This window comes from Rhizorhabdus sp. P4_G5, assembly GCF_056401065.1.
This window is the reverse complement of the sequence record NZ_JBFUKB010000001.1, coordinates 324,479-341,536: the sequence shown is the minus strand read 5'-3', so window position 1 is coordinate 341,536 and position 17,058 is coordinate 324,479. Positions and strand designations below refer to the sequence as shown.

Here is a 17,058-nt window from a genome sequence, read left to right as displayed (position 1 = left end):
CCTTTGCATCGATACCGCGCATCCGGATCTCAGCGTTTCCTGACAAACTCCGCGCGCAGCACCAGCCCCTTGATACCCTCATAGCGGCAGTCGATCTCCTGATCGTCGCCGGTCAGCCGGATCGACTTGATCAGCGTTCCGCGCTTCAGGGTCTGGTTGGCCCCCTTGACCTTCAAATCCTTGATGAGCGTCACGGCATCCCCGTCGACGAGCAGGTTGCCGACCGAATCACGCACCTCTACGCCGCCGGCCGCCGGCACCGCCACATCACCTGCGCTGATCCACTCGCCTGTCGCTTCGTCGTAGACATAATCATCGTTGCTCATGGCATCCTTCCTTTCGGTTCAGCCCTGCCGCGCCAGGATTCCGCCGCGCCGTGCCCTGGTCCAGGTCGAGCGACCGGTCAGGAAGGCTATCCAGCCCCAGGCGGCGCCAAGATGGCGCAGCAGCTGGAAACTGAAAGGTTCGGCCAGCGATGTCGCGAGCACCCGGCCCCAGCCTTCCGGAAGCATCCCGCCCGACCAGCGCCGGTAGAGCATGATCGACCAGCAGTGGAAGGCGAAGTCTATCGCCGCCTTGGCCAGCATAGCCAGCAGGATCGGGCCGACGACCAAGCTGCGGCCGCTGATGACGAACCCCGCTAGCAGCGCAAAGGCGACGAGGCCGAAGAGCGGCTGCACCGTGTCGAATGCCTTGACCGGCAGCATCATCGTGCCGAGCCGCCCGAAGCGCGGATTGCCGACCATGTCGCGGTTCCAATATTGCGTCTGCAGGAAGCCGCCGAACCAACGCCGGCGCTGGCGCAGGAACGGGACCAGGTGGCCGGGCGCATCGGTATAGGCGCGCGCCTCGCCGAGCACGCGGACCTTCCAGCCCAGGCGATGATCGATCGACCAGCGATGCAGCCGGTGGATCAGTTCATAATCCTCGACCAGGCATTCAGGATCGAATCCGCCCACCGCAATCACGCCGTCCCGCCGGAACCCCGCGAACGCGCCCGAGATCAGCAGCAGCCCATCGACCCGCATCCAGGCAAAGCGCGAGATGAAATTGCGGACATATTCATAGGTCTGGAACCACTGGAATAACCGCCCCGCAATCGTCCGGTCGCAGATCGGCCGGAGTAGCCCGGTGGCGGCCACCAGCGCCGGCTCGCGGTGGAAGGCGCTGCGCATTGCCGCGATCGCGTCCTCGGCCAGCAACGTGTCGGCATCGACGGTCAGCACCACGTCGCAGTCGGTGCACTCGAGCGCGGCATTCAGCGCGCGCGCCTTGCCGCCATGGGGCAGGCGGAGCCAGCGGAGCGATGCCACGACCGGCGAGGACGCCATGCCGCCCAGCGGCGGCATCTCCATGCCAAAGGCGCTGCCCATCGTCAGTGCTGTGCCGTCGGTAGAACCGTCGTCGGCGATCAGGATGATGTCGGGCGGGTCCTTTTGGGCGAGCAACGCCTCCACCGTCGCCTTCAGGACAGCGGCTTCGTTATGCGCCGCCACCAGCACCGCCAGCGTGGGCGGATCACAGCGGGCAGGCTCGATCGCCGCCAAATGACGGAGCGGCAGCGATTTTGCGCCGACGAAGACCAGCAATACGGTGTCGTAAGCGAGATAGGCCAGCCCGACCGACCAGGCCAGGATGCCGGCCTGCGCCCATGCCTGGGCCGTAAGGACCGCCAGCATCAGCAGAGCACCGCCGTGGAGCAGGACTGTTGCCAGGGTGAGCGGCGGCCGGTTCAATCGCGGCGATGTCATATTGAAGCGCGCTTCGAGCGAGGAGGTCGGACTCATGCGAAGTAGGATCCAAAGGGGCATTCCATAGGAGAACCGGCTGGAAAGCCGAGCCCCGGGCTCTATGATCGGAAAATTGACGCACCGCAACGATCCGCCTCCGGAGAGCCTAGCCTTGACCGATGAACCTTCGCTGACGCCGCGCTACACCAGGCCCGCCATCATAGCCCATTGGCTGATCGCACTGCTCATGATCGGCAACATCGTCCTCGGGCTCGTCGCCGAGAAGCTGCCCGACGATCGGATTCGCCTGGCGATTGATACCCATAAATCCATCGGGATCATCGTCCTCGGCCTGGTGGCGATGCGGACCCTGTGGCGGTTGAGTCACAAGCCCCCGCTGTTCTCACAGAGCATGGCACCGTGGGAGCGAGGCCTGGCGCATGCGACGCATCTCGGTCTCTATGTCCTGATGTTGTGGATGCCGCTCACCGGATGGGCCCATGACAGCGCTTGGAAGGCTGCACCGGAAATCCCGATGAAGCTGTTTGGGGTGTTCGAATGGCCGCGGATCGGCTTCATCATGGCGCTGCCGGCGGAGCGCAAGGAATATCTGCACGATGTGCTGGGAACGATGCACGAAGTGGGCGGCTATATGCTGATCGCGCTTGTGATTCTTCACCTGGCGGGAGCGCTCAAGCACCAGTTCATCGATGGCGAGCCCGAATTCCGGAGAATGTGGCCGCGCTGATGCTTACATTGGGCGGAGCCATGCGTTAGGCGAACGCCAAAAGAATGGGATAAGGTCAAGGGATGTCGATACTCGACGACAAAGAAGACGGCGCGCCGGATGGCGCCACCGCCGGGAAGCTGCCTGTGCCGCAGGAGGTGCAGGATGCGATCCGCACCCTTATCCGCTGGTCGGGCGACGATCCCGATCGCGAGGGACTGCGCGATACCCCGGCGCGCGTGGGGCGTGCCTGGAAGGAATATTGCGTAGGATATGAAGAGGATCCGTCGCTGTTCCTGAGCCGGACCTTCGAAGAGGTCGGCGGCTATGACGAGATCGTCCTGCTGAAAGACATTCCGTTCCAGTCGCATTGCGAGCATCATATGGCGCCCATTATCGGTCACGCCCATATCGCCTATCTGCCGCGCAACCGCGTCGTCGGCATTTCGAAGCTTGCCCGCGTGCTTCATGGCTTCGCTCGTCGGCTGCAGATCCAGGAGCGGCTGACCGCCGAGGTGGCGGACTGCATCTGGACGCATCTTGAACCGGCCGGGGTCGCGGTGGTGATCCAGGCCAGCCATAGCTGCATGACCGCGCGTGGGGTTCGAACCCCCGGCGTCGGCATGACCACCAGCCGCATGATGGGGGTGTTCCGCGAGGACGATCGGAGCCGCAAGGAAGTGCTGTCGTTGATGGGGCTTGGCTGAACATTGGAGAAATAAGTCATGACGCGGACCATGAAGCTGGTGATCGTCACGGCGGTGTTGTCCGGTGCGGCTATTGCCGCACCGCCCAAGCCGGCCGCCAAGCCTGCCGGAAACGCCGCCGCGCCGCTGGCGCTGTCCACGGGGGTGCGGCGCGTCCCTCTGTCGCCGGAAGGCAATGCCATCGCCGCCCGGATCATGGGCGAGAAGGACCCGCGCGTGGCACAGATCCAGATGGACCTCGCCGCGATCCGTCAGGAGAAGGCGCAGTTTCTCAGCGGCGCTACCGTCGACGTCGACAAGCTCGAGCCGCTGATGCGTCGTGAGGAAGCCCTTCAGACCGAGCTGCGGGCCAAGCAGAATGATCGCCTGCTCGAACTGCTGAGGGCATTGTCCGATGCCGATCGCGTGGCGCTGCTGCAAAATCTCGCCAATCCAGCCCGCCTGCAGAGCTCGAAGCCGGCCGAAACGGGGCGTTGACCGCCGCATCGATCGTCTGGTTTCGCCAGGATCTGCGGCTTGCCGACCAGGCTGCCGTTGCCGCGGCGTCGGCCGAGGGTGGCTGGACCGGTGTCTATGTTCTCGACGATGCACTGCCGGGCCACTGGGCGATGGGCGGAGCGCAGCGCTGGTGGCTGCATCACAGCCTGAAGGCGCTGGAGCGTGATATCGCTGCGAAAGGCGGTCGCCTCGTCCTTCGGCGCGGGGGCAGCATCGCCGAGTTGCGTGCGATGGCTAAGGCGATCGGCGCCACGCGCATTCATGCGCTGCGGCATTATGAACCCTGGTGGCAGGCTGCCGAGCAGCAGCTCGCGGCGCTGGCGGACCTGCGGCTCTACGATGGCGGGCGGCTTGTTCCGCCCGGCGCGGTGCTCACCGCCACGCATGGCCGCTACCGCATCTTCACGCCTTACTGGCGCGCGCTGAAGGAGCAGATGCCGCCCCGCCGGCCGGTCGAGGCGCCGGACATGATCTCGACGGCGGGGGGCAGGGTGGCAGGCGATCGGCTCGATGACTGGGGCCTGTTGGCGACCGAGCCCGACTGGGCGGCCGGCTTCCGGCGCTGGACGCCGGGCGAGGACGGCGCGCGTGGCGCCTTGGACGCCTTCCTTCCTCTCATCGAAGACTATGACGAAGACAGGAATCGTCCGTCGGTGGAGGGTAGCTCCCGACTCTCTCCCCATCTTCATTTCGGCGAAATTTCGCCCGCGACGCTCTGGTACAGCGCCTCGCGGCAGGCACGGTCGAATGCCGAGCCCTGGTTGCGGCAGCTCGGATGGCGCGACTTCTGCGCCAATGTGATCGATATTCTGCCGGATTATGGCGCCGCCAGTGGCCGCGCTGCCTATGACGACTTTCCGTGGAGAACGGGCGTGGCGGCCGATCGCGATTACCGCGCCTGGACGAGAGGGCTGACTGGCTATCCGATCGTCGACGCAGGCATGCGAGAACTGTGGGCGACCGGTTTCATGCACAACCGGGTGCGGATGATCACGGCGTCCTTCCTCATCAAGCATCTGCTGCTCGACTGGCGGCGCGGCGAGCGCTGGTTCTGGGACACGCTGCTCGACGCCGATTATGGCAGCAACGCGGTCAACTGGCAGTGGGTGGCGGGCACGGGGATCGACTCCAATCCGTTCGGGCGGATCATGGCGCCGCTTGTCCAGTCGCTGAAATTCGATGCCGGCGACTATATCCGGCAATGGGTGCCCGAGCTGTCGGCGGTGGAAGGCGATGCCATCCACGACCCGTTCGGTGCCGGCGTAACGATCGCCGGCTATCCTGCCCCGATCGTCGGCCACAAGGAAGCGCGGGCAAGAGCGCTTGCTGCTTCCGCGCGGCTAGGAAAAAAACTTGGCGATTGATGCAACGGAGCTTCTTTTCCAGCCGTAAGGCTCGATATATGCGGCTAGAGTCGCGCGGAGCGGTAACGGGGACGGACGAGACCAGATGAATGCCCAGCCTCCGGTGCGGGGACAGCACCTTCTTCTAGCCGATCGTCGATTTGCCACTGGGTCGAGCTGGATCGCGCGCCTGCTCTCGCCGGGATTCCAGCGCCTGCTCGATACGATCGACCGCGGCCTCGAAGAAGGCGCGATCGAGGCGACCTTGCCCGATGGTACCTTTCGGGTGCTGGGTGGCCGACGGCCGGGGCCGGTCGCGATCGTCGAGCTGAAGAACTGGCGCCCGCTGGTCCGGCTGGTCACCACCGGCTCGGTGGGCTGGTATCGCAGCTGGGCCGAGGGCGAGTGGACCAGCCCCGATCCCGTTCCGATCTTCGATCTTTTCATGCGCAACCGGCATCCGTTGGGCGAGCTTGGTCGCGCACAGGGGCCGCTGCGATTCTTCAATTTGATCCTGCACGCCTTCCGCCGCAACAGCCGCGCCAATGCCCGCCGCAACATCGCTTTCCATTATGATCTCGGCAATGATTTCTACGAATTGTGGCTGGATCGGACGATGAGCTATTCCTCGGCGCTGTTCGCCGAGCCGATCAGCGGCGCGGAGCCGCTGGAGATCGCGCAGCATCGCAAGATCACCGCGCTGCTGGATCGACTGGATCTCAAGCCGGGGTCGACCTTGCTGGAGATCGGCTGCGGCTGGGGCGGTCTGGCCGAGGTCGCTGCGGCGGAATATGGCGCTGACGTGACGGGTATCACCCTGTCGATCGAGCAGAAGGCGTGGGCCGACGAGCGGATCGCCAAGGCCGGTCTCGCCGATAAGGCGCGCTTCGAGATCTGCGATTATCGCGATGTGCCGGGCCGCTACGATGCCGTGGCCAGCGTCGAGATGGTCGAGGCCGTCGGCGAGAAATATTGGCCGGCCTATATGGAGGCGATCGCCCGCGCGCTCAAACCCGGCGGGCGTGCCGCGATCCAGTATATCGAGATCGATGACGCGATCTTCGAAAGCTACCGCACCGACGCCGACTTCATCCAGACCTACATCTTCCCCGGCGGCATGCTGATCTCGGAAAGCCGCTTCCGTGCGGCAGCGGAGAAGGCCGGACTACGTTGGGAAAATGTCGAGCGCTTCGGCTTGCATTATGCCGAGACGTTGAAGCGCTGGCGCGAGACCTTCGATCGCGCCATCGAGGACGGGCGCCTGCCGAAAGGCTTCGACGAGGCATTCGTCAAGTTGTGGCGCTTCTACCTCATGTATTGTGAGGGCGGCTTCGCCGGCGGCGGCATCGATGTCGCACAGGTCACGCTGGTGAAGGCTTAGGGCACAGAGCGGATTCGGCTGCGTCAGAGTAAATGCTCGATGCCCTCTGATCAGTAGGCTCCCGGCGTCTTCCTCGGGCCACCGGGTCAGCGGTAGCGGGGGTCTCAGCGCTCGATACGGATCCGATGTCCGTTGTCGAACCCATCGCTCACCAATTGCGCGATAGCGTTGCCGACGACTGCCGGGCTCTTCAGCGTGGCCTGGTCCTCGCCTGGAAACGCGCTCTCACGCATCTTGGTGGCGGTTGCGGCCGGATCGACGATCGCGACCTTGATCTTGCTGATGTTCGCCATCTCCTGGCCATAGGCCAGCAGCATCGTGTCGAGTGCCGCCTTGGAAGCACCATAGGCCCCCCAATAGGGCCGGGCATGCGCGCCCACCGAACTCGTCACACCGATGACGGCGCCATCCGCAGACGCCCGCAACAGCGGGTCGAAGGCGGCGATAAGCTGCTGCTGCGCCATCACATTGAGGGTCAGCAGCCTGGCGAACTCTTTCGCATCGATGGCGGGGACGGGCGCCAGGGTGCCCAGCATGGCTGCATTGAGCACGAGGATGTCGAGCGCGCTCCATCGACCGGCGATGGCCTCCGCCAGCCGGGCAATGCTGTCATTCTCGGCAAGATCCATCGGAGCGATCGTGGCGGTACCGCCTGCGGCGTGAATCCGGTCCTCCACCTCTTCCAGCCCGCCGGCGGTGCGCGCCGTCAGGATGACATGCGCACCGGCCTTGCCGAGCGCTTCGGCGGTCGCGGCGCCGATACCGCGCGAGGCACCGGTGACGAGCGCCAGCTTTCCTGAAAGGGGAGTTGCCATGTCGATAGTCTTTCGGAAGGTCAGGCGACCACGCGTTCGCCGTGCAGCGCCAGCTGATCGGTCGGAATCAGTTCTTCCTGGTCGGTCAGGTGGGTCGGATAGTCGCCGGTGAAGCAGGCATCGCAATAGCTGGGCTGGCGATCGACGCGATCCGCCTCGCCCAAGGCCTTGTAGAGGCCGTTGATCGACACGAAGGCCAGGCTGTCCGCGCCGATATAGGCGGCCATCTCGGCGATGTTCATCTGCGCGGCGAGCAGCTTGGCGCGTTCCGGCGTGTCGACGCCGTAGAAGCAGCTGTGCCGGGTTGGCGGGCTTGCGATCCGGAGGTGAACCTCGCGGGCGCCGGCATCGCGCAGCATCTGCAGGATCTTGACGCTGGTGGTGCCCCGGACGATCGAATCGTCGATCAGCACGACGCGCTTGCCGTCGATCAGGGCGCGATTCGCATTATGCTTTAGCTTCACGCCGAGATGGCGAACCTGATCACCCGGCTGGATGAAGGTACGGCCGACATAATGCGACCGGATGATGCCCAGCTCGAACGGGATGCCGGATTCCTGCGCATAGCCGATCGCGGCAGGCGTGCCCGAATCGGGAACCGGTATCACCAGGTCCGCTTCGACGCCGCTCTCGATCGCCAGCTGGACGCCGATCTGCTTGCGGACCGTATAGACCGAGGAGCCGTCGACGATGGAGTCGGGGCGCGAAAAATAGACATGCTCGAAGATGCACGGCCGGGGGCGGACATCGGCAAACGGCCGGATCGAGCGAAGCCCGCTTTCCGAGACGATCACGATCTCGCCCGGATCTACCTGCCGGATGAAGGTTGCACCGACCACATCCAGCGCGACGGTCTCCGACGCGAAGATATAGGAGTCGCCGATCCGCCCAAGCACCAGCGGCCTGATTCCGAGCGGATCGCGGCAGGCGATCATGCCCTCGGGCGTCATGCAGATCAGCGAATAGGCGCCCTCGACCTGCTTGAGCGCATCGATGAATCGGTCGAGCAGCGTCCGGTACTTCGACATCGCCACAAGGTGGATGATCGTCTCGGTATCGCTGGTCGACTGAAAGATGGAGCCCGACCGGACCAGGTCGCGCTTGAGCTTCATCGCGTTGGAGATGTTGCCGTTATGGGCGATCGCGAAGCCACCGGACGACAGCTCGGCGAACAATGGCTGCACGTTGCGCAGCGCGGTCTCGCCCGTGGTCGAATAGCGGACATGGCCACAAGCGGCGCGGCCGGGCAATCCGCGAATCACCTCGTCCTTGTCGAAATTGCCGGCGACATGGCCCATTGCGCGATGGGTGTGGAAGGCGTGACCGTCCCAGCTGGTGATGCCGGCGGCTTCCTGCCCGCGGTGCTGGAGCGCGTGAAGGCCGAGCGCCACCATCGCAGCGGCGGTCTCGGCGCCCCAAATTCCAAAGATACCGCACTCTTCGCGCAGTTTGTCGTCGTCAAATGGATGCGTGGTGAGCATCGCGAATCCCTTCGCGGTGGCTGATGCGCCGCATATAGTTAGCTAACCTCTGTTTGTCGCCCCACCGTCGCAACATTTCTGCAACGCGGCCTGTCCGCCCTGTCGGGCGTTCCGAAGCTTGCCCCCGGCGACGGTTTCGCGCATCGCCGTGACATGGAACAGGATCGCGAACAAGGCAGCGCGCTCGACCCGCGCTACGATGCCGCCGGGCTGATCACCGCGGTGGTCACTGACCATGGCTCAGGCGATGTGCTGATGGTCGCGCATATGAATGCCGAAGCGCTGGCGGCGACGATGGCCAGCGGCGAAGCGACCTTCTTTTCGCGGTCCCGCGGGCGATTGTGGAAGAAGGGCGAGACCAGCGGGAACGTGATGCGCGTCGTCGAGGCGCGGATCGATTGCGATCAGGATGCGATATGGCTGCGCTGCCGGCCGGCCGGTCCCGCGTGCCACACAGGCGAGGCGAGCTGCTTCTATCGGCGGCTCGACATGAGCGGGGGAGGGCTCGCCCGGCTGCCGACTGCCCCGGAATGAAACAGACCGCTAGACTAAAGTAGCAACCGGCCATAGCCACTTGCCCATTGGTCCCGATCCCCCCTCCGATCTATGATCGTGCGTCTGGCCTGGGGGCTTTTTGTGACTGTAAGTAATTGTCTTGTAGCGTTTCCTCTTCGGCCCACCACGGCTGAAACCTTTGCGATCGGGGAGCTTTCGCGGGAGTTCGGCGTCAGCGCCCGCGCCCTGCGCTTCTATGAGGAGGAAGGCCTCCTCACGCCAAGGCGGGATGGACCTGTCCGCATCTATTCGCGTCGCGATCGCGCCAGGTTGGCCTGGATCATGCGAGGCAAGAGCGTCGGCTTCAGCCTCGATGATATCCGCGAGCTGATCGATCTATACGATCTCGGCGACAATCGGGAGACGCAGCGTGCTGCCACTGCCGAGCGTTGCCGCACCCGCGCCGCGATGCTTTGCCGGCAGCTCGAGCAATTGCAGGTGACGATCGACCAGCTGACGACATTCGCCCACAGCCTGGAAGGGCAGGATTGAGGGCGACGGAAGTTCCAGCGGCGCGGCCGACCCGTTTCGGCACAGACTGGCCATCTTAACCTACTTTCCGCGTTCCGCCTCCTGCCAGCCTGTGTCATTCCTTGCCCATGAACATATGTTCCAAAGAGATTCGGCTGCGCGGACGGCTCGTCAACGGCCTTTACACCGAAGCGATGGTCCTCGCGGACGAAGCTCGCGCCTATTTCGATCATCAGGGCCGTGCCGACCGGGAAGTGCTCGATCCGCTGGCGCGAATCACGCTGAGTTGCGAATCGCTCAAGATCACCACCAGGCTGATGCACCTGCTCGCATGGCTGCTCACCGAACGGGCGATCGAACTTGGCCAGATGGACGAGCAGGAGGCTGCCGCGTCCGCGCGGCGGCTGGGCGATGCCGCAGCGACCGACGCCGCGTCGGTCGAAGGCTTGCCGGCTGCTGCGATCGTGCTGATCGACGCGAGCCAGGATCTTTACGCCCGGGTTCGTCGGCTGGAAGCCGAGCCCCGCGATGCGGCCCCGGGCAGCAGCCCGGCGCTCAACCTGCTCACCCGGCTGGAACGCGCCTTCTGAACGGCTGAACCGACGCGATCAGCTCGATCGGCGCCAGGTCAGCACGCGCCACAGATACCAGCCGCCCAGCGCGATCAGCAGCAGCGTCGAAGCCAGGCCGAGCCATGCCTCCATCTCGGCAAAGCGCGTGCCGAGAATCCAGCCGCCGGTCGCCAGCATAGCCGACCAGCCGAGCGTACCCACCGAGGACCAGATCGCGAAGGGCAGGAAGCGCATCCGCACCAGCCCGGCGGGTATTGAGACCAGCGAACGGATCGTCGGCATCATCCGTCCGATGCACACGAAGAGATAGCCATAGCGAGAGAACCAGCGCTCGCCGCGATCGACCTCGGACCAGTCCATCGTCAGCCAGCGGCCATGGCGTTCGACCAGCGGCTTGAAGCGTTCCAGGCCGAGGGCGCGCGCAGCCAGATACCAGATGATGTTGCCGACCATCGCGCCCGCCGTGCCCGCCAGGATCGCCCAGGCGAGCGACATGTTGCCCTTGGCGGCCTGCAATCCGGCCATCGACATGATCACTTCGGACGGGATCGGAGGGAATATCGTTTCACCCAGCATCAGCAGGAAAACGCCGAGATAGCCGCTCTGCGCGATCATCTCCTGTACCCAGTCGGTCATGCCCTGCGCCTCGCTACGCTGCCTTCGATTCGATCGCGTCCCATATCAGCGCCGGTGTGTCGCTTCCGTTGAAATTGTCGATCGCGACGATGCCGGTCGGCGAGGTGACGTTGATTTCGGTCAGATGCCCGGCGATGACGTCGATGCCGACGAACAGCAGCCCGCGCTTCGCGAGATCGGGGCCGAGCGCATCGCATATCTCGATCTCGCGCGCCGACAGTTCGGTCGCGTCGGCGCGGCCACCGGCCGCGAGGTTCGAGCGGATCTCGCCGGCCTTGGGCAGCCGGTTGATCGCGCCGGCAACCTTGCCGTCGATCAGCACGATCCGCTTATCGCCCTTGGAAACGTCCGGGAGGAAGGCCTGGACCATGAACGGTTCGCGCCACACCTGGCCGAACAGCTCGGTCAGCGCGGCGAGGTTGGCGTCGTTGCGACCGACATGGAACACCGCCGAGCCGGCATTGCCGTAGAGCGGCTTGACCACCACTTCGCCGTGGAGTTCGTGGAAGGCCCGGGCGTCTTCGAGCCGCCGCGTGATCATCGTCGGCGGCATGAACTGCGCATAGTCCAGGACGAAGAGCTTCTCGGGCGCATTGCGCACCGAGGCGGGATCGTTGACCACCAGCGTGTGGGGCTGGATCCGCTCGAGCAGGTGCGTGGCGGTGATATAGGCAAGGTCGAACGGCGGGTCCTGCCGCATCAGCACCACGTCGACATCGTCGATGAGATCGAGCAGCACCGGTTCGCCGACGGCGAAGTGATCGCCCTTCACGCGTTGCAAAGCCACGATCGGCCGGGCCGGTGCCGACACGCGGCCATCGCGGTAACAGATGTCGCCCGCCTGGTAGTGCCAGAGCCTGTGTCCGCGCTGGAGTGCGCTGAGCATGATCGCAAAGGTCGAATCGCCCGCGATGTTGATCGTCTCCAGCGGGTCCATCTGGACGGCAACATTCAGCGACATAAGCGGGCTCCGGCAGGTTCGGAGGTGTAACTAGGCGGTGAGGCGTCGACTTACCACCCCTGCCGCAGCGGGCGGCAACACTCAGCCATGCCATATATTCTTGAGGTGCACCGGTACCCGCCACGGCCGCACCAGCATCACGTCGATCCGGATATCCTCCGCCCCCGCGCCATAGCGCGCGACCAGCGCATGCGCCGAATCGATCACGCGCCGGAGCCGATATTCGTCGATCGCGATCGCGAGAGAGGCTGCATCGCCCCGGGTCTTCACCTCGATGAAAGCGAGGGTCCGTCCGCGGCGGGCGATCAGGTCGACCTCGCCGCGCCGCGTGCGCACGCGTTCGCCGACGATCCGCCATCCCTGCAGCCGCAGCCACCAGGCGGCGATGCGCTCGCCGGAGCGGCCCTGCTGCTCCGCGGCGCGGCGGTTCAATCGCTGTCCTTGATCGCCATCGCCCGGGCGTAGAGTTCGCGGCGGTTGAGGCCCGTCGTCTTGGCGACCTCGCCTGCGGCGCGGCCCACCGGCAGATGCTCGAGCGCGGCACGCAGCAGCGCGTCTGCATCATCGGCGGTCGCGACGGGCTTGGGGCCGGGTGGCCCGACGATCACCACGATTTCGCCCTTGGGCGCGACATCGGCATAGCGCGCCGCCAGATCGGTCAGCGGTGCCGTGACGGCTTCCTCGAAGGTCTTGCTGATCTCGCGCACGACCGCCGCGTCGCGCTCGCCCAGCCCCTGCGCCAGGGTCTTCAGCGTGGCGCCGAGGCGCGGTCCGGATTCGTAGAGGATCAGCGTGGCACGCACTGTCGCCACTTCCGCGATCGCGTCTTCGCGCGCCTTCTCCTTGGCGGGCAGGAAGCCCAGGAAGAAGAATCGGTCGGTCGGCAGGCCGGCGAGCGTCAGCGCCGCGACCGCTGCGCAAGGGCCGGGGATGGTGGTGACCGAGATCCCGGCCGCGCGCGCGTCGCGGACCAGCTTGTAGCCGGGGTCGGAGATCAGCGGCGTTCCCGCGTCAGAGACGAGCGCCACCGCCTGCGTCGCCATCCGCGCAATCAGCCCGGGCCGCACCTTGTCGGCATTATGATCGTGATAGGGCGTCATCGGCCGCTTGGCGCCGATGCGGTGGAGCAGCTTGGCAGTGACGCGGCTGTCCTCGACGGCGATCGTCTCGGCGCGCGCCAGCACCGACGCAGCGCGCGGCGAAAGATCGCCCAAGTTGCCGATTGGCGTGGCCACGATATAGAGGCCCGGGGGCAGGGGTGCTTCGGACGCCTGGGCGTCGGCCGCACCCTGGTCGGCAATAAGGTTCATAAGGCAGAGTAGATGGCAGACGCCCCCGCTTACAGGCAACCGAGATATGCATTTCTTAAAAAGGCGGCGCTCGGGCTGTCGATCTTGCTGGCGAGCTGCACCGGCATGATTCCCAAGGGCCGGCCCGGTCCGGTCGCTCCGGAACGGCCGGCTGAGGCCCAGAACCAAGGTGCATTGCCGCAGGATCAACAGCGCCACCGGGTCGCTCTGCTGGTGCCGCTGACCGGCGCGAACGCGGCGGTGGGCCAGTCCATCGCCAACGCCGCGACGATGGCGCTGATCGACACGGGCACAAAATCGGTGCGCATGACGACCTACGACACCGCGGCCGGCGCGACGGCTGCCGCGCAGCGTGCGCTCGCCGACGGCAACCGGCTGTTTCTCGGCCCGCTTTTGTCCGAAGATGCGGCCGCGGTGGCGCCCGCCGCACGCAGTGCCGGCGTGCCGGTCATCTCCTATTCCAACGACGCGTCGGTCGCGGGTAATGGCATATTCGTAATGGGCTTTTCGCCGGCCCAGTCGATCGACCGCGTGGTTCGCTTTGCCAAGGGCCGGGGCGTACACCGTTTCGCGGCGCTGGTGCCCACCGGCCTCTACGGCCGCAACGCCTCGACCGCGATGATTCGCTCGGTCGAAAATGTCGGCGGCAATCTGGTGGCGATGAAGAGCTACACCCGCAACGCCAAGGCGCTGGAACGCGCGGTTGCGGAATTGGGCCGCAACCAAGCCTATGACGGCGTGCTGATCGCCGACAATGCCCGTCTCGCCATCAGTGCGGTGCCGCTGATCCGCAAGAGTTCAAGCCCGCAGGCGCGCATCCTCGGCACCGAATTATGGGCCGCGGAGCCGGGCGCGCTCGGCACCGGCGCGCTGGGCGGTGCGTGGTTCGCCAGCGTTTCCGACGCGCGCTATCGCCAGCTCGCCGCGGCCTATCGTCGGCAGTTCGGCAAGTCGCCGTTCCGCCTGGCGAGCCTCGGCTATGATTCGATGCTGCTGGTCGTCAAGATCGCCCGCGACTGGCCGATGACCGAGCGTTTTCCTGCCGATCGGCTGCGCGACGAGGACGGCTTCGTTGGCGTCGATGGCGCGTTCCGCTTCGGCCCCAGCGGGGTCGCCCAGCGTGCCCTGGAGGTGGACGAGGCGAGCCCTGCGGGGGTGAAGACGGTGTCGCCGGCGCCGGCCAACTTCAAGGATTAAACCGCAACGATCTCGGCGAGAATGGCGTCGAGCAGCAGCATTCCCGCCTCGGTGACACGGAGGCGGCTGCCGTCGTGCAGCAGCAGGTTCTGGGCGGCAAGCCGGGCTGCGGCGGCTTCGTCGATCAGGCGCTCGACGGCCAGGTCCGCCATCCGGGCGATCCTGGCCAGATCGACGCCTTCGCCGAGTCGGAGGCCCATCAGCAGCGCTTCCTGGGCGCGGGCTTCGGGGCTGAGCAGATTCTCCTGTTCGATGCCATGGCCGTTCGCGTCGACGCGGCTGAGCCAGTTCTCGGGCTTCTTGCGCCGAACGGTGGCCATGCCATCGCGGCGGCCGTGCGCACCGGGACCGATGCCAGCATAGCTGCCATAGCGCCAATAGGTCAGGTTGTGCCGGCTCTCGCCGCCGGGACGGGCGTGGTTCGAGATCTCGTAAGCCGGGATGCCGGCGGCGGCCGTGCGGGCGCGGGTGAGTTCGAACAGATCGGCGGCCAGATCGGGGTCGAGCGTCGCCAGATCGCCTTTGGCGAGCCGCGCGGCGAACTGCGTGCCGGGCTCGATGGTGAGCTGGTACAGCGACAGATGCTCGGTGCCGAAGCTCAGCGCGCGGGCGAGTTCGGCGTCCCAGTCGTCCGGCGACTGCCCCGGTCGAGCGTAGATCAGGTCGAAACTGACCCGATCGAACGACTTCTGCGCCGTATCGAGCGCCGCGAGCCCTTCGGCGACGCCGTGCGCCCGGCCGAGATAGCCGAGCACCTCGTCGTCGAGCGCCTGCAGACCGAGCGACACGCGGTTCACCCCGGCGCGGGCGAGGTCGCCGAAGCGGGCGGCTTCGACCGAGGAGGGATTGGCCTCCAGCGTGATCTCGATGTCCTCGGCGACGCCCCAATGGCTCGTCGCGGCGTCGATCAGTGTGGCCACTGTCTCGGGCGGCATCAGCGAAGGCGTGCCGCCGCCGAAAAAGATCGAGGTCAGGCGCCGACCGGGAAGCTGCTCGGCTTCATAAGCGAGATCCTTGAGCAGGGCAGCGCGCCACGCCGCCTGGTCGACGCTCTCGCGGACATGGCTGTTGAAGTCGCAATAGGGGCATTTGGATACGCAGAACGGCCAGTGGATGTAGAGGGCCAGCGCGGAGTCCTTCTCCCTTTCAGGAGAAGATGTCAGCGGATCGGTGCGAATGTAGCGAGCTTCCGACATAGATAGCGTAGAGCTCCGCCAAGGGCATCTAGCCCTTATTGCTTGAAAACCGCCGCCACCAGCTTTGCGAACGCATCGGCGCGGTGGCTCATCGCATGCTTTGCCGCCGGGTCCATCTCGCCGAAACTGACGTCATGGCCAAGCGGCTGGAACATCGCATCATAGCCGAAGCCATTTTCGCCGCGCGGCGGCCAGATGAGCACGCCATCGACCCTGCCTTCGAAGGTTTCGACATGCCCGTCGGGCCAGGCGATCGAGAGCGCGCAGACGAAATGGGCGTCCCGGCCCACATCATCGCCCTTCTCGACCAACCGGGCGTGGACACGGCGCATGCCCTCGTCGAAGTCGCGGCGGCCGTCCGCCAGTTCGGCCCAGCGCGCCGAAAAGATCCCCGGCTCCCCACCGAGCGCCTCGACGCACAGCCCACTGTCGTCGGCGAGCGCGGGAAGGCCGGTCAGGTCCGCCGAGAAGCGGGCCTTTAGCTCGGCATTGGCGACGAAGCTGACCCCGGTTTCCTCCGGTTCGGGCACGCCGAGCGAGCCTGCCGAGACCGTCTCGATCCCGAAGGGTGCGAGCAGTTCGCCGATTTCCCGGAGCTTGCCCTTGTTATGGCTGGCAATCACCAGCTTGCCAGGGGCGAGCTTGCGGTGGGGGATCTCGGCGACGTCGCTCACCGCCCGACGGCCTTGCGCTGCGCGGCGAAGATATCGCCGCAGCCGATGCGTGCCAGCCGGAGCAGTCTCAAGAGCGCTTCCTCGTCATAAGTGGCGCCCTCCGCGGTGGCCTGCGCCTCGGCGATATTGCCGTCGTCGAGCAACACGAAATTCGCGTCGGCATGCGCGTTCGAGTCCTCGATATAATCGAGGTCGAGCACCGGAGTTCCCTCGTAGATACCGCAGGAGACCGCCGCGACCTGCGCCGTGATCGGATCCGCGGCCAGCTGCCCGGACGCCAGGAGATTGTCGACGGCGAGCCTGAGCGCGACCCACCCGCCCGAGATCGAGGCGGTGCGGGTTCCGCCATCGGCCTGGATGACGTCGCAGTCGATCACGATCTGCCGCTCGCCGAGCTTGGTCATGTCGACTACGGCCCGCAGCGAGCGGCCGATCAGACGCTGGATCTCCTGGGTGCGGCCCGACTGCTTGCCCTTCGCCGCCTCGCGGCTGCCGCGGGTGTGGGTGGCGCGGGGCAGCATGCCATATTCCGCGGTGACCCAGCCCTGGCCCTTGCCGCGCAGGAAGGGCGGCACTTTTTCATCGATCGATGCGGTCACGAGCACCTTGGTGCCGCCGAAGCCGATCAGGACCGATCCCTCGGCATGGACGGTGAAGCCGGTTTCGATGCTGATCGGGCGCATCTGATCGGGGGTGCGGCCGGATGGGCGCATAGAGATTCCTTCATTGTTATGAGCCGGGTCTCTTAGGAGCCGGCGATGAAAGTTGGAAGCCTGTTGAGCAGCAACCGAAGCTTCCCTATCT

General features: G+C 65.7%; 20 protein-coding genes. 9 read left to right on the top strand and 11 right to left on the bottom strand.

Features of this window, described 5'->3' with window-relative positions; all coding sequences use genetic code 11:
* Positions 1-29: 29 nt before the first annotated feature.
* Both AC1DQK_RS01615 and AC1DQK_RS01610 read right to left on the bottom strand, forming a co-directional pair.
* Complete coding sequence (locus AC1DQK_RS01615; RefSeq protein WP_477866674.1) at positions 30-326, bottom strand: alkylphosphonate utilization protein; 297 nt, start codon at positions 324-326, stop codon at positions 30-32.
* An 18-nt stretch (positions 327-344) separates the two neighbouring features.
* Positions 345-1,787 carry a glycosyltransferase family 2 protein gene (locus AC1DQK_RS01610; RefSeq protein WP_477866672.1) on the bottom strand — a complete coding sequence of 481 codons (1,443 nt, stop codon included), beginning with the start codon at positions 1,785-1,787 and terminating at the stop codon, positions 345-347.
* 115 nt (positions 1,788-1,902) lie between these two features.
* Here AC1DQK_RS01610 and AC1DQK_RS01605 point away from each other — a divergent pair, with 115 nt between their 5' ends.
* The 5 genes from AC1DQK_RS01605 (at position 1,903) to AC1DQK_RS01585 (ending at position 6,386) form a co-directional block, all read left to right on the top strand.
* Positions 1,903-2,478: a cytochrome b gene (locus AC1DQK_RS01605; protein WP_477866670.1), complete on the top strand. Its 576-nt coding sequence runs from the start codon at positions 1,903-1,905 to the stop codon at positions 2,476-2,478.
* Between the two features lie 62 nt (positions 2,479-2,540).
* Positions 2,541-3,164: a GTP cyclohydrolase I FolE gene (gene folE / locus AC1DQK_RS01600; RefSeq protein ID WP_477866668.1), complete on the top strand. Its 624-nt coding sequence runs from the start codon at positions 2,541-2,543 to the stop codon at positions 3,162-3,164.
* 18 nt (positions 3,165-3,182) lie between these two features.
* Positions 3,183-3,641, top strand: coding sequence for a hypothetical protein (locus AC1DQK_RS01595; protein WP_477866666.1), 459 nt, complete (start codon positions 3,183-3,185; stop codon positions 3,639-3,641).
* The gene (locus AC1DQK_RS01590) at positions 3,638-5,026 is read left to right on the top strand and encodes a cryptochrome/photolyase family protein (protein WP_477866664.1); all 1,389 of its coding nucleotides are present in this window, start codon (positions 3,638-3,640) and stop codon (positions 5,024-5,026) included. The genes AC1DQK_RS01595 and AC1DQK_RS01590 overlap by 4 nt, the downstream gene beginning before the upstream one ends.
* A gap of 85 nt (positions 5,027-5,111) precedes the next feature.
* On the top strand, positions 5,112-6,386 hold the full coding sequence (locus AC1DQK_RS01585; RefSeq protein ID WP_477866662.1) for a class I SAM-dependent methyltransferase: 1,275 nt from the start codon (positions 5,112-5,114) through the stop codon (positions 6,384-6,386).
* A gap of 104 nt (positions 6,387-6,490) precedes the next feature.
* Here AC1DQK_RS01585 and AC1DQK_RS01580 read toward each other — a convergent pair whose 3' ends face one another.
* Together AC1DQK_RS01580 and purF are read right to left on the bottom strand one after the other, a co-directional pair.
* Positions 6,491-7,201 carry an SDR family NAD(P)-dependent oxidoreductase gene (locus AC1DQK_RS01580; RefSeq protein WP_477866660.1) on the bottom strand — a complete coding sequence of 237 codons (711 nt, stop codon included), beginning with the start codon at positions 7,199-7,201 and terminating at the stop codon, positions 6,491-6,493.
* 20 nt (positions 7,202-7,221) lie between these two features.
* Positions 7,222-8,682: an amidophosphoribosyltransferase gene (gene purF / locus AC1DQK_RS01575; RefSeq protein WP_477866658.1), complete on the bottom strand. Its 1,461-nt coding sequence runs from the start codon at positions 8,680-8,682 to the stop codon at positions 7,222-7,224.
* Positions 8,683-8,835: 153 nt separating this feature from the next.
* Between purF and hisI the strand changes: the two genes are divergently transcribed.
* From hisI to AC1DQK_RS01560, 3 genes are all read left to right on the top strand, one after another.
* A complete protein-coding gene (hisI, locus tag AC1DQK_RS01570) occupies positions 8,836-9,216 on the top strand; it encodes a phosphoribosyl-AMP cyclohydrolase (RefSeq protein WP_477866656.1) in 381 nt (126 codons plus the stop codon).
* 102 nt (positions 9,217-9,318) lie between these two features.
* A complete protein-coding gene (locus tag AC1DQK_RS01565; protein WP_477866654.1) occupies positions 9,319-9,729 on the top strand; it encodes a MerR family transcriptional regulator in 411 nt (136 codons plus the stop codon).
* Between the two features lie 107 nt (positions 9,730-9,836).
* Complete coding sequence (locus AC1DQK_RS01560) at positions 9,837-10,298, top strand: DUF1465 family protein (protein ID WP_477866652.1); 462 nt, start codon at positions 9,837-9,839, stop codon at positions 10,296-10,298.
* Between the two features lie 18 nt (positions 10,299-10,316).
* Here the strand turns inward: AC1DQK_RS01560 and AC1DQK_RS01555 are convergent, their stop codons facing one another.
* From AC1DQK_RS01555 to rsmI, 4 genes are all read right to left on the bottom strand, one after another.
* The gene (locus AC1DQK_RS01555) at positions 10,317-10,916 is read right to left on the bottom strand and encodes a DedA family protein (RefSeq protein ID WP_477866650.1); all 600 of its coding nucleotides are present in this window, start codon (positions 10,914-10,916) and stop codon (positions 10,317-10,319) included.
* Between the two features lie 13 nt (positions 10,917-10,929).
* On the bottom strand, positions 10,930-11,877 hold the full coding sequence (gshB, locus tag AC1DQK_RS01550) for a glutathione synthase (RefSeq protein ID WP_477866648.1): 948 nt from the start codon (positions 11,875-11,877) through the stop codon (positions 10,930-10,932).
* Positions 11,878-11,958: 81 nt separating this feature from the next.
* Complete coding sequence (locus AC1DQK_RS01545; RefSeq protein WP_477866646.1) at positions 11,959-12,309, bottom strand: YraN family protein; 351 nt, start codon at positions 12,307-12,309, stop codon at positions 11,959-11,961.
* Positions 12,306-13,187 carry a 16S rRNA (cytidine(1402)-2'-O)-methyltransferase gene (gene rsmI / locus AC1DQK_RS01540; RefSeq protein ID WP_477866644.1) on the bottom strand — a complete coding sequence of 294 codons (882 nt, stop codon included), beginning with the start codon at positions 13,185-13,187 and terminating at the stop codon, positions 12,306-12,308. Before rsmI ends, AC1DQK_RS01545 begins: the two co-directional genes overlap by 4 nt.
* A gap of 12 nt (positions 13,188-13,199) precedes the next feature.
* On the opposite strand from rsmI, the gene AC1DQK_RS01535 reads away from it, so the two are divergent.
* A complete protein-coding gene (locus tag AC1DQK_RS01535; protein ID WP_477866642.1) occupies positions 13,200-14,384 on the top strand; it encodes a penicillin-binding protein activator in 1,185 nt (394 codons plus the stop codon).
* Here AC1DQK_RS01535 and hemW read toward each other — a convergent pair.
* Genes hemW through rph form a run of 3 tightly spaced genes read right to left on the bottom strand, consistent with a single transcriptional unit; the run spans position 14,381 to position 16,967 of the window.
* Positions 14,381-15,580 (bottom strand): radical SAM family heme chaperone HemW, encoded by a 1,200-nt coding sequence (hemW, locus tag AC1DQK_RS01530; protein ID WP_477866640.1) that lies wholly within the window; start codon positions 15,578-15,580, stop codon positions 14,381-14,383. The genes AC1DQK_RS01535 and hemW overlap by 4 nt on opposite strands.
* A gap of 35 nt (positions 15,581-15,615) precedes the next feature.
* Positions 15,616-16,254: an RdgB/HAM1 family non-canonical purine NTP pyrophosphatase gene (rdgB, locus tag AC1DQK_RS01525; RefSeq protein WP_477866638.1), complete on the bottom strand. Its 639-nt coding sequence runs from the start codon at positions 16,252-16,254 to the stop codon at positions 15,616-15,618.
* A complete protein-coding gene (gene rph, locus AC1DQK_RS01520) occupies positions 16,251-16,967 on the bottom strand; it encodes a ribonuclease PH (protein WP_477866636.1) in 717 nt (238 codons plus the stop codon). The genes rdgB and rph overlap by 4 nt, the downstream gene beginning before the upstream one ends.
* Positions 16,968-17,058: the final 91 nt, after the last annotated feature.

Bases quoted from the DNA above. Each gene is read 5' to 3' on its own strand.
- rph (WP_477866636.1), bottom strand. From the start codon at position 16,967: ATGCGCCCATCCGGCCGCACCCCCGATCAGATGCGCCCGATCAGCATC.
- AC1DQK_RS01535 (WP_477866642.1), top strand. From the start codon at position 13,200: ATGGCAGACGCCCCCGCTTACAGGCAACCGAGATATGCATTTCTTAAA.
- AC1DQK_RS01560 (WP_477866652.1), top strand. From the start codon at position 9,837: ATGAACATATGTTCCAAAGAGATTCGGCTGCGCGGACGGCTCGTCAAC.
- gshB (WP_477866648.1), bottom strand. From the start codon at position 11,877: ATGTCGCTGAATGTTGCCGTCCAGATGGACCCGCTGGAGACGATCAAC.
- purF (WP_477866658.1), bottom strand. From the start codon at position 8,682: ATGCTCACCACGCATCCATTTGACGACGACAAACTGCGCGAAGAGTGC.
- folE (WP_477866668.1), top strand. From the start codon at position 2,541: ATGTCGATACTCGACGACAAAGAAGACGGCGCGCCGGATGGCGCCACC.
- rsmI (WP_477866644.1), bottom strand. From the start codon at position 13,187: ATGAACCTTATTGCCGACCAGGGTGCGGCCGACGCCCAGGCGTCCGAA.
- AC1DQK_RS01555 (WP_477866650.1), bottom strand. From the start codon at position 10,916: ATGACCGACTGGGTACAGGAGATGATCGCGCAGAGCGGCTATCTCGGC.
- AC1DQK_RS01580 (WP_477866660.1), bottom strand. From the start codon at position 7,201: ATGGCAACTCCCCTTTCAGGAAAGCTGGCGCTCGTCACCGGTGCCTCG.
- AC1DQK_RS01610 (WP_477866672.1), bottom strand. From the start codon at position 1,787: ATGAGTCCGACCTCCTCGCTCGAAGCGCGCTTCAATATGACATCGCCG.
- AC1DQK_RS01615 (WP_477866674.1), bottom strand. From the start codon at position 326: ATGAGCAACGATGATTATGTCTACGACGAAGCGACAGGCGAGTGGATC.
- hemW (WP_477866640.1), bottom strand. From the start codon at position 15,580: ATGTCGGAAGCTCGCTACATTCGCACCGATCCGCTGACATCTTCTCCT.
- hisI (WP_477866656.1), top strand. From the start codon at position 8,836: ATGGAACAGGATCGCGAACAAGGCAGCGCGCTCGACCCGCGCTACGAT.
- AC1DQK_RS01585 (WP_477866662.1), top strand. From the start codon at position 5,112: ATGAATGCCCAGCCTCCGGTGCGGGGACAGCACCTTCTTCTAGCCGAT.
- AC1DQK_RS01595 (WP_477866666.1), top strand. From the start codon at position 3,183: ATGACGCGGACCATGAAGCTGGTGATCGTCACGGCGGTGTTGTCCGGT.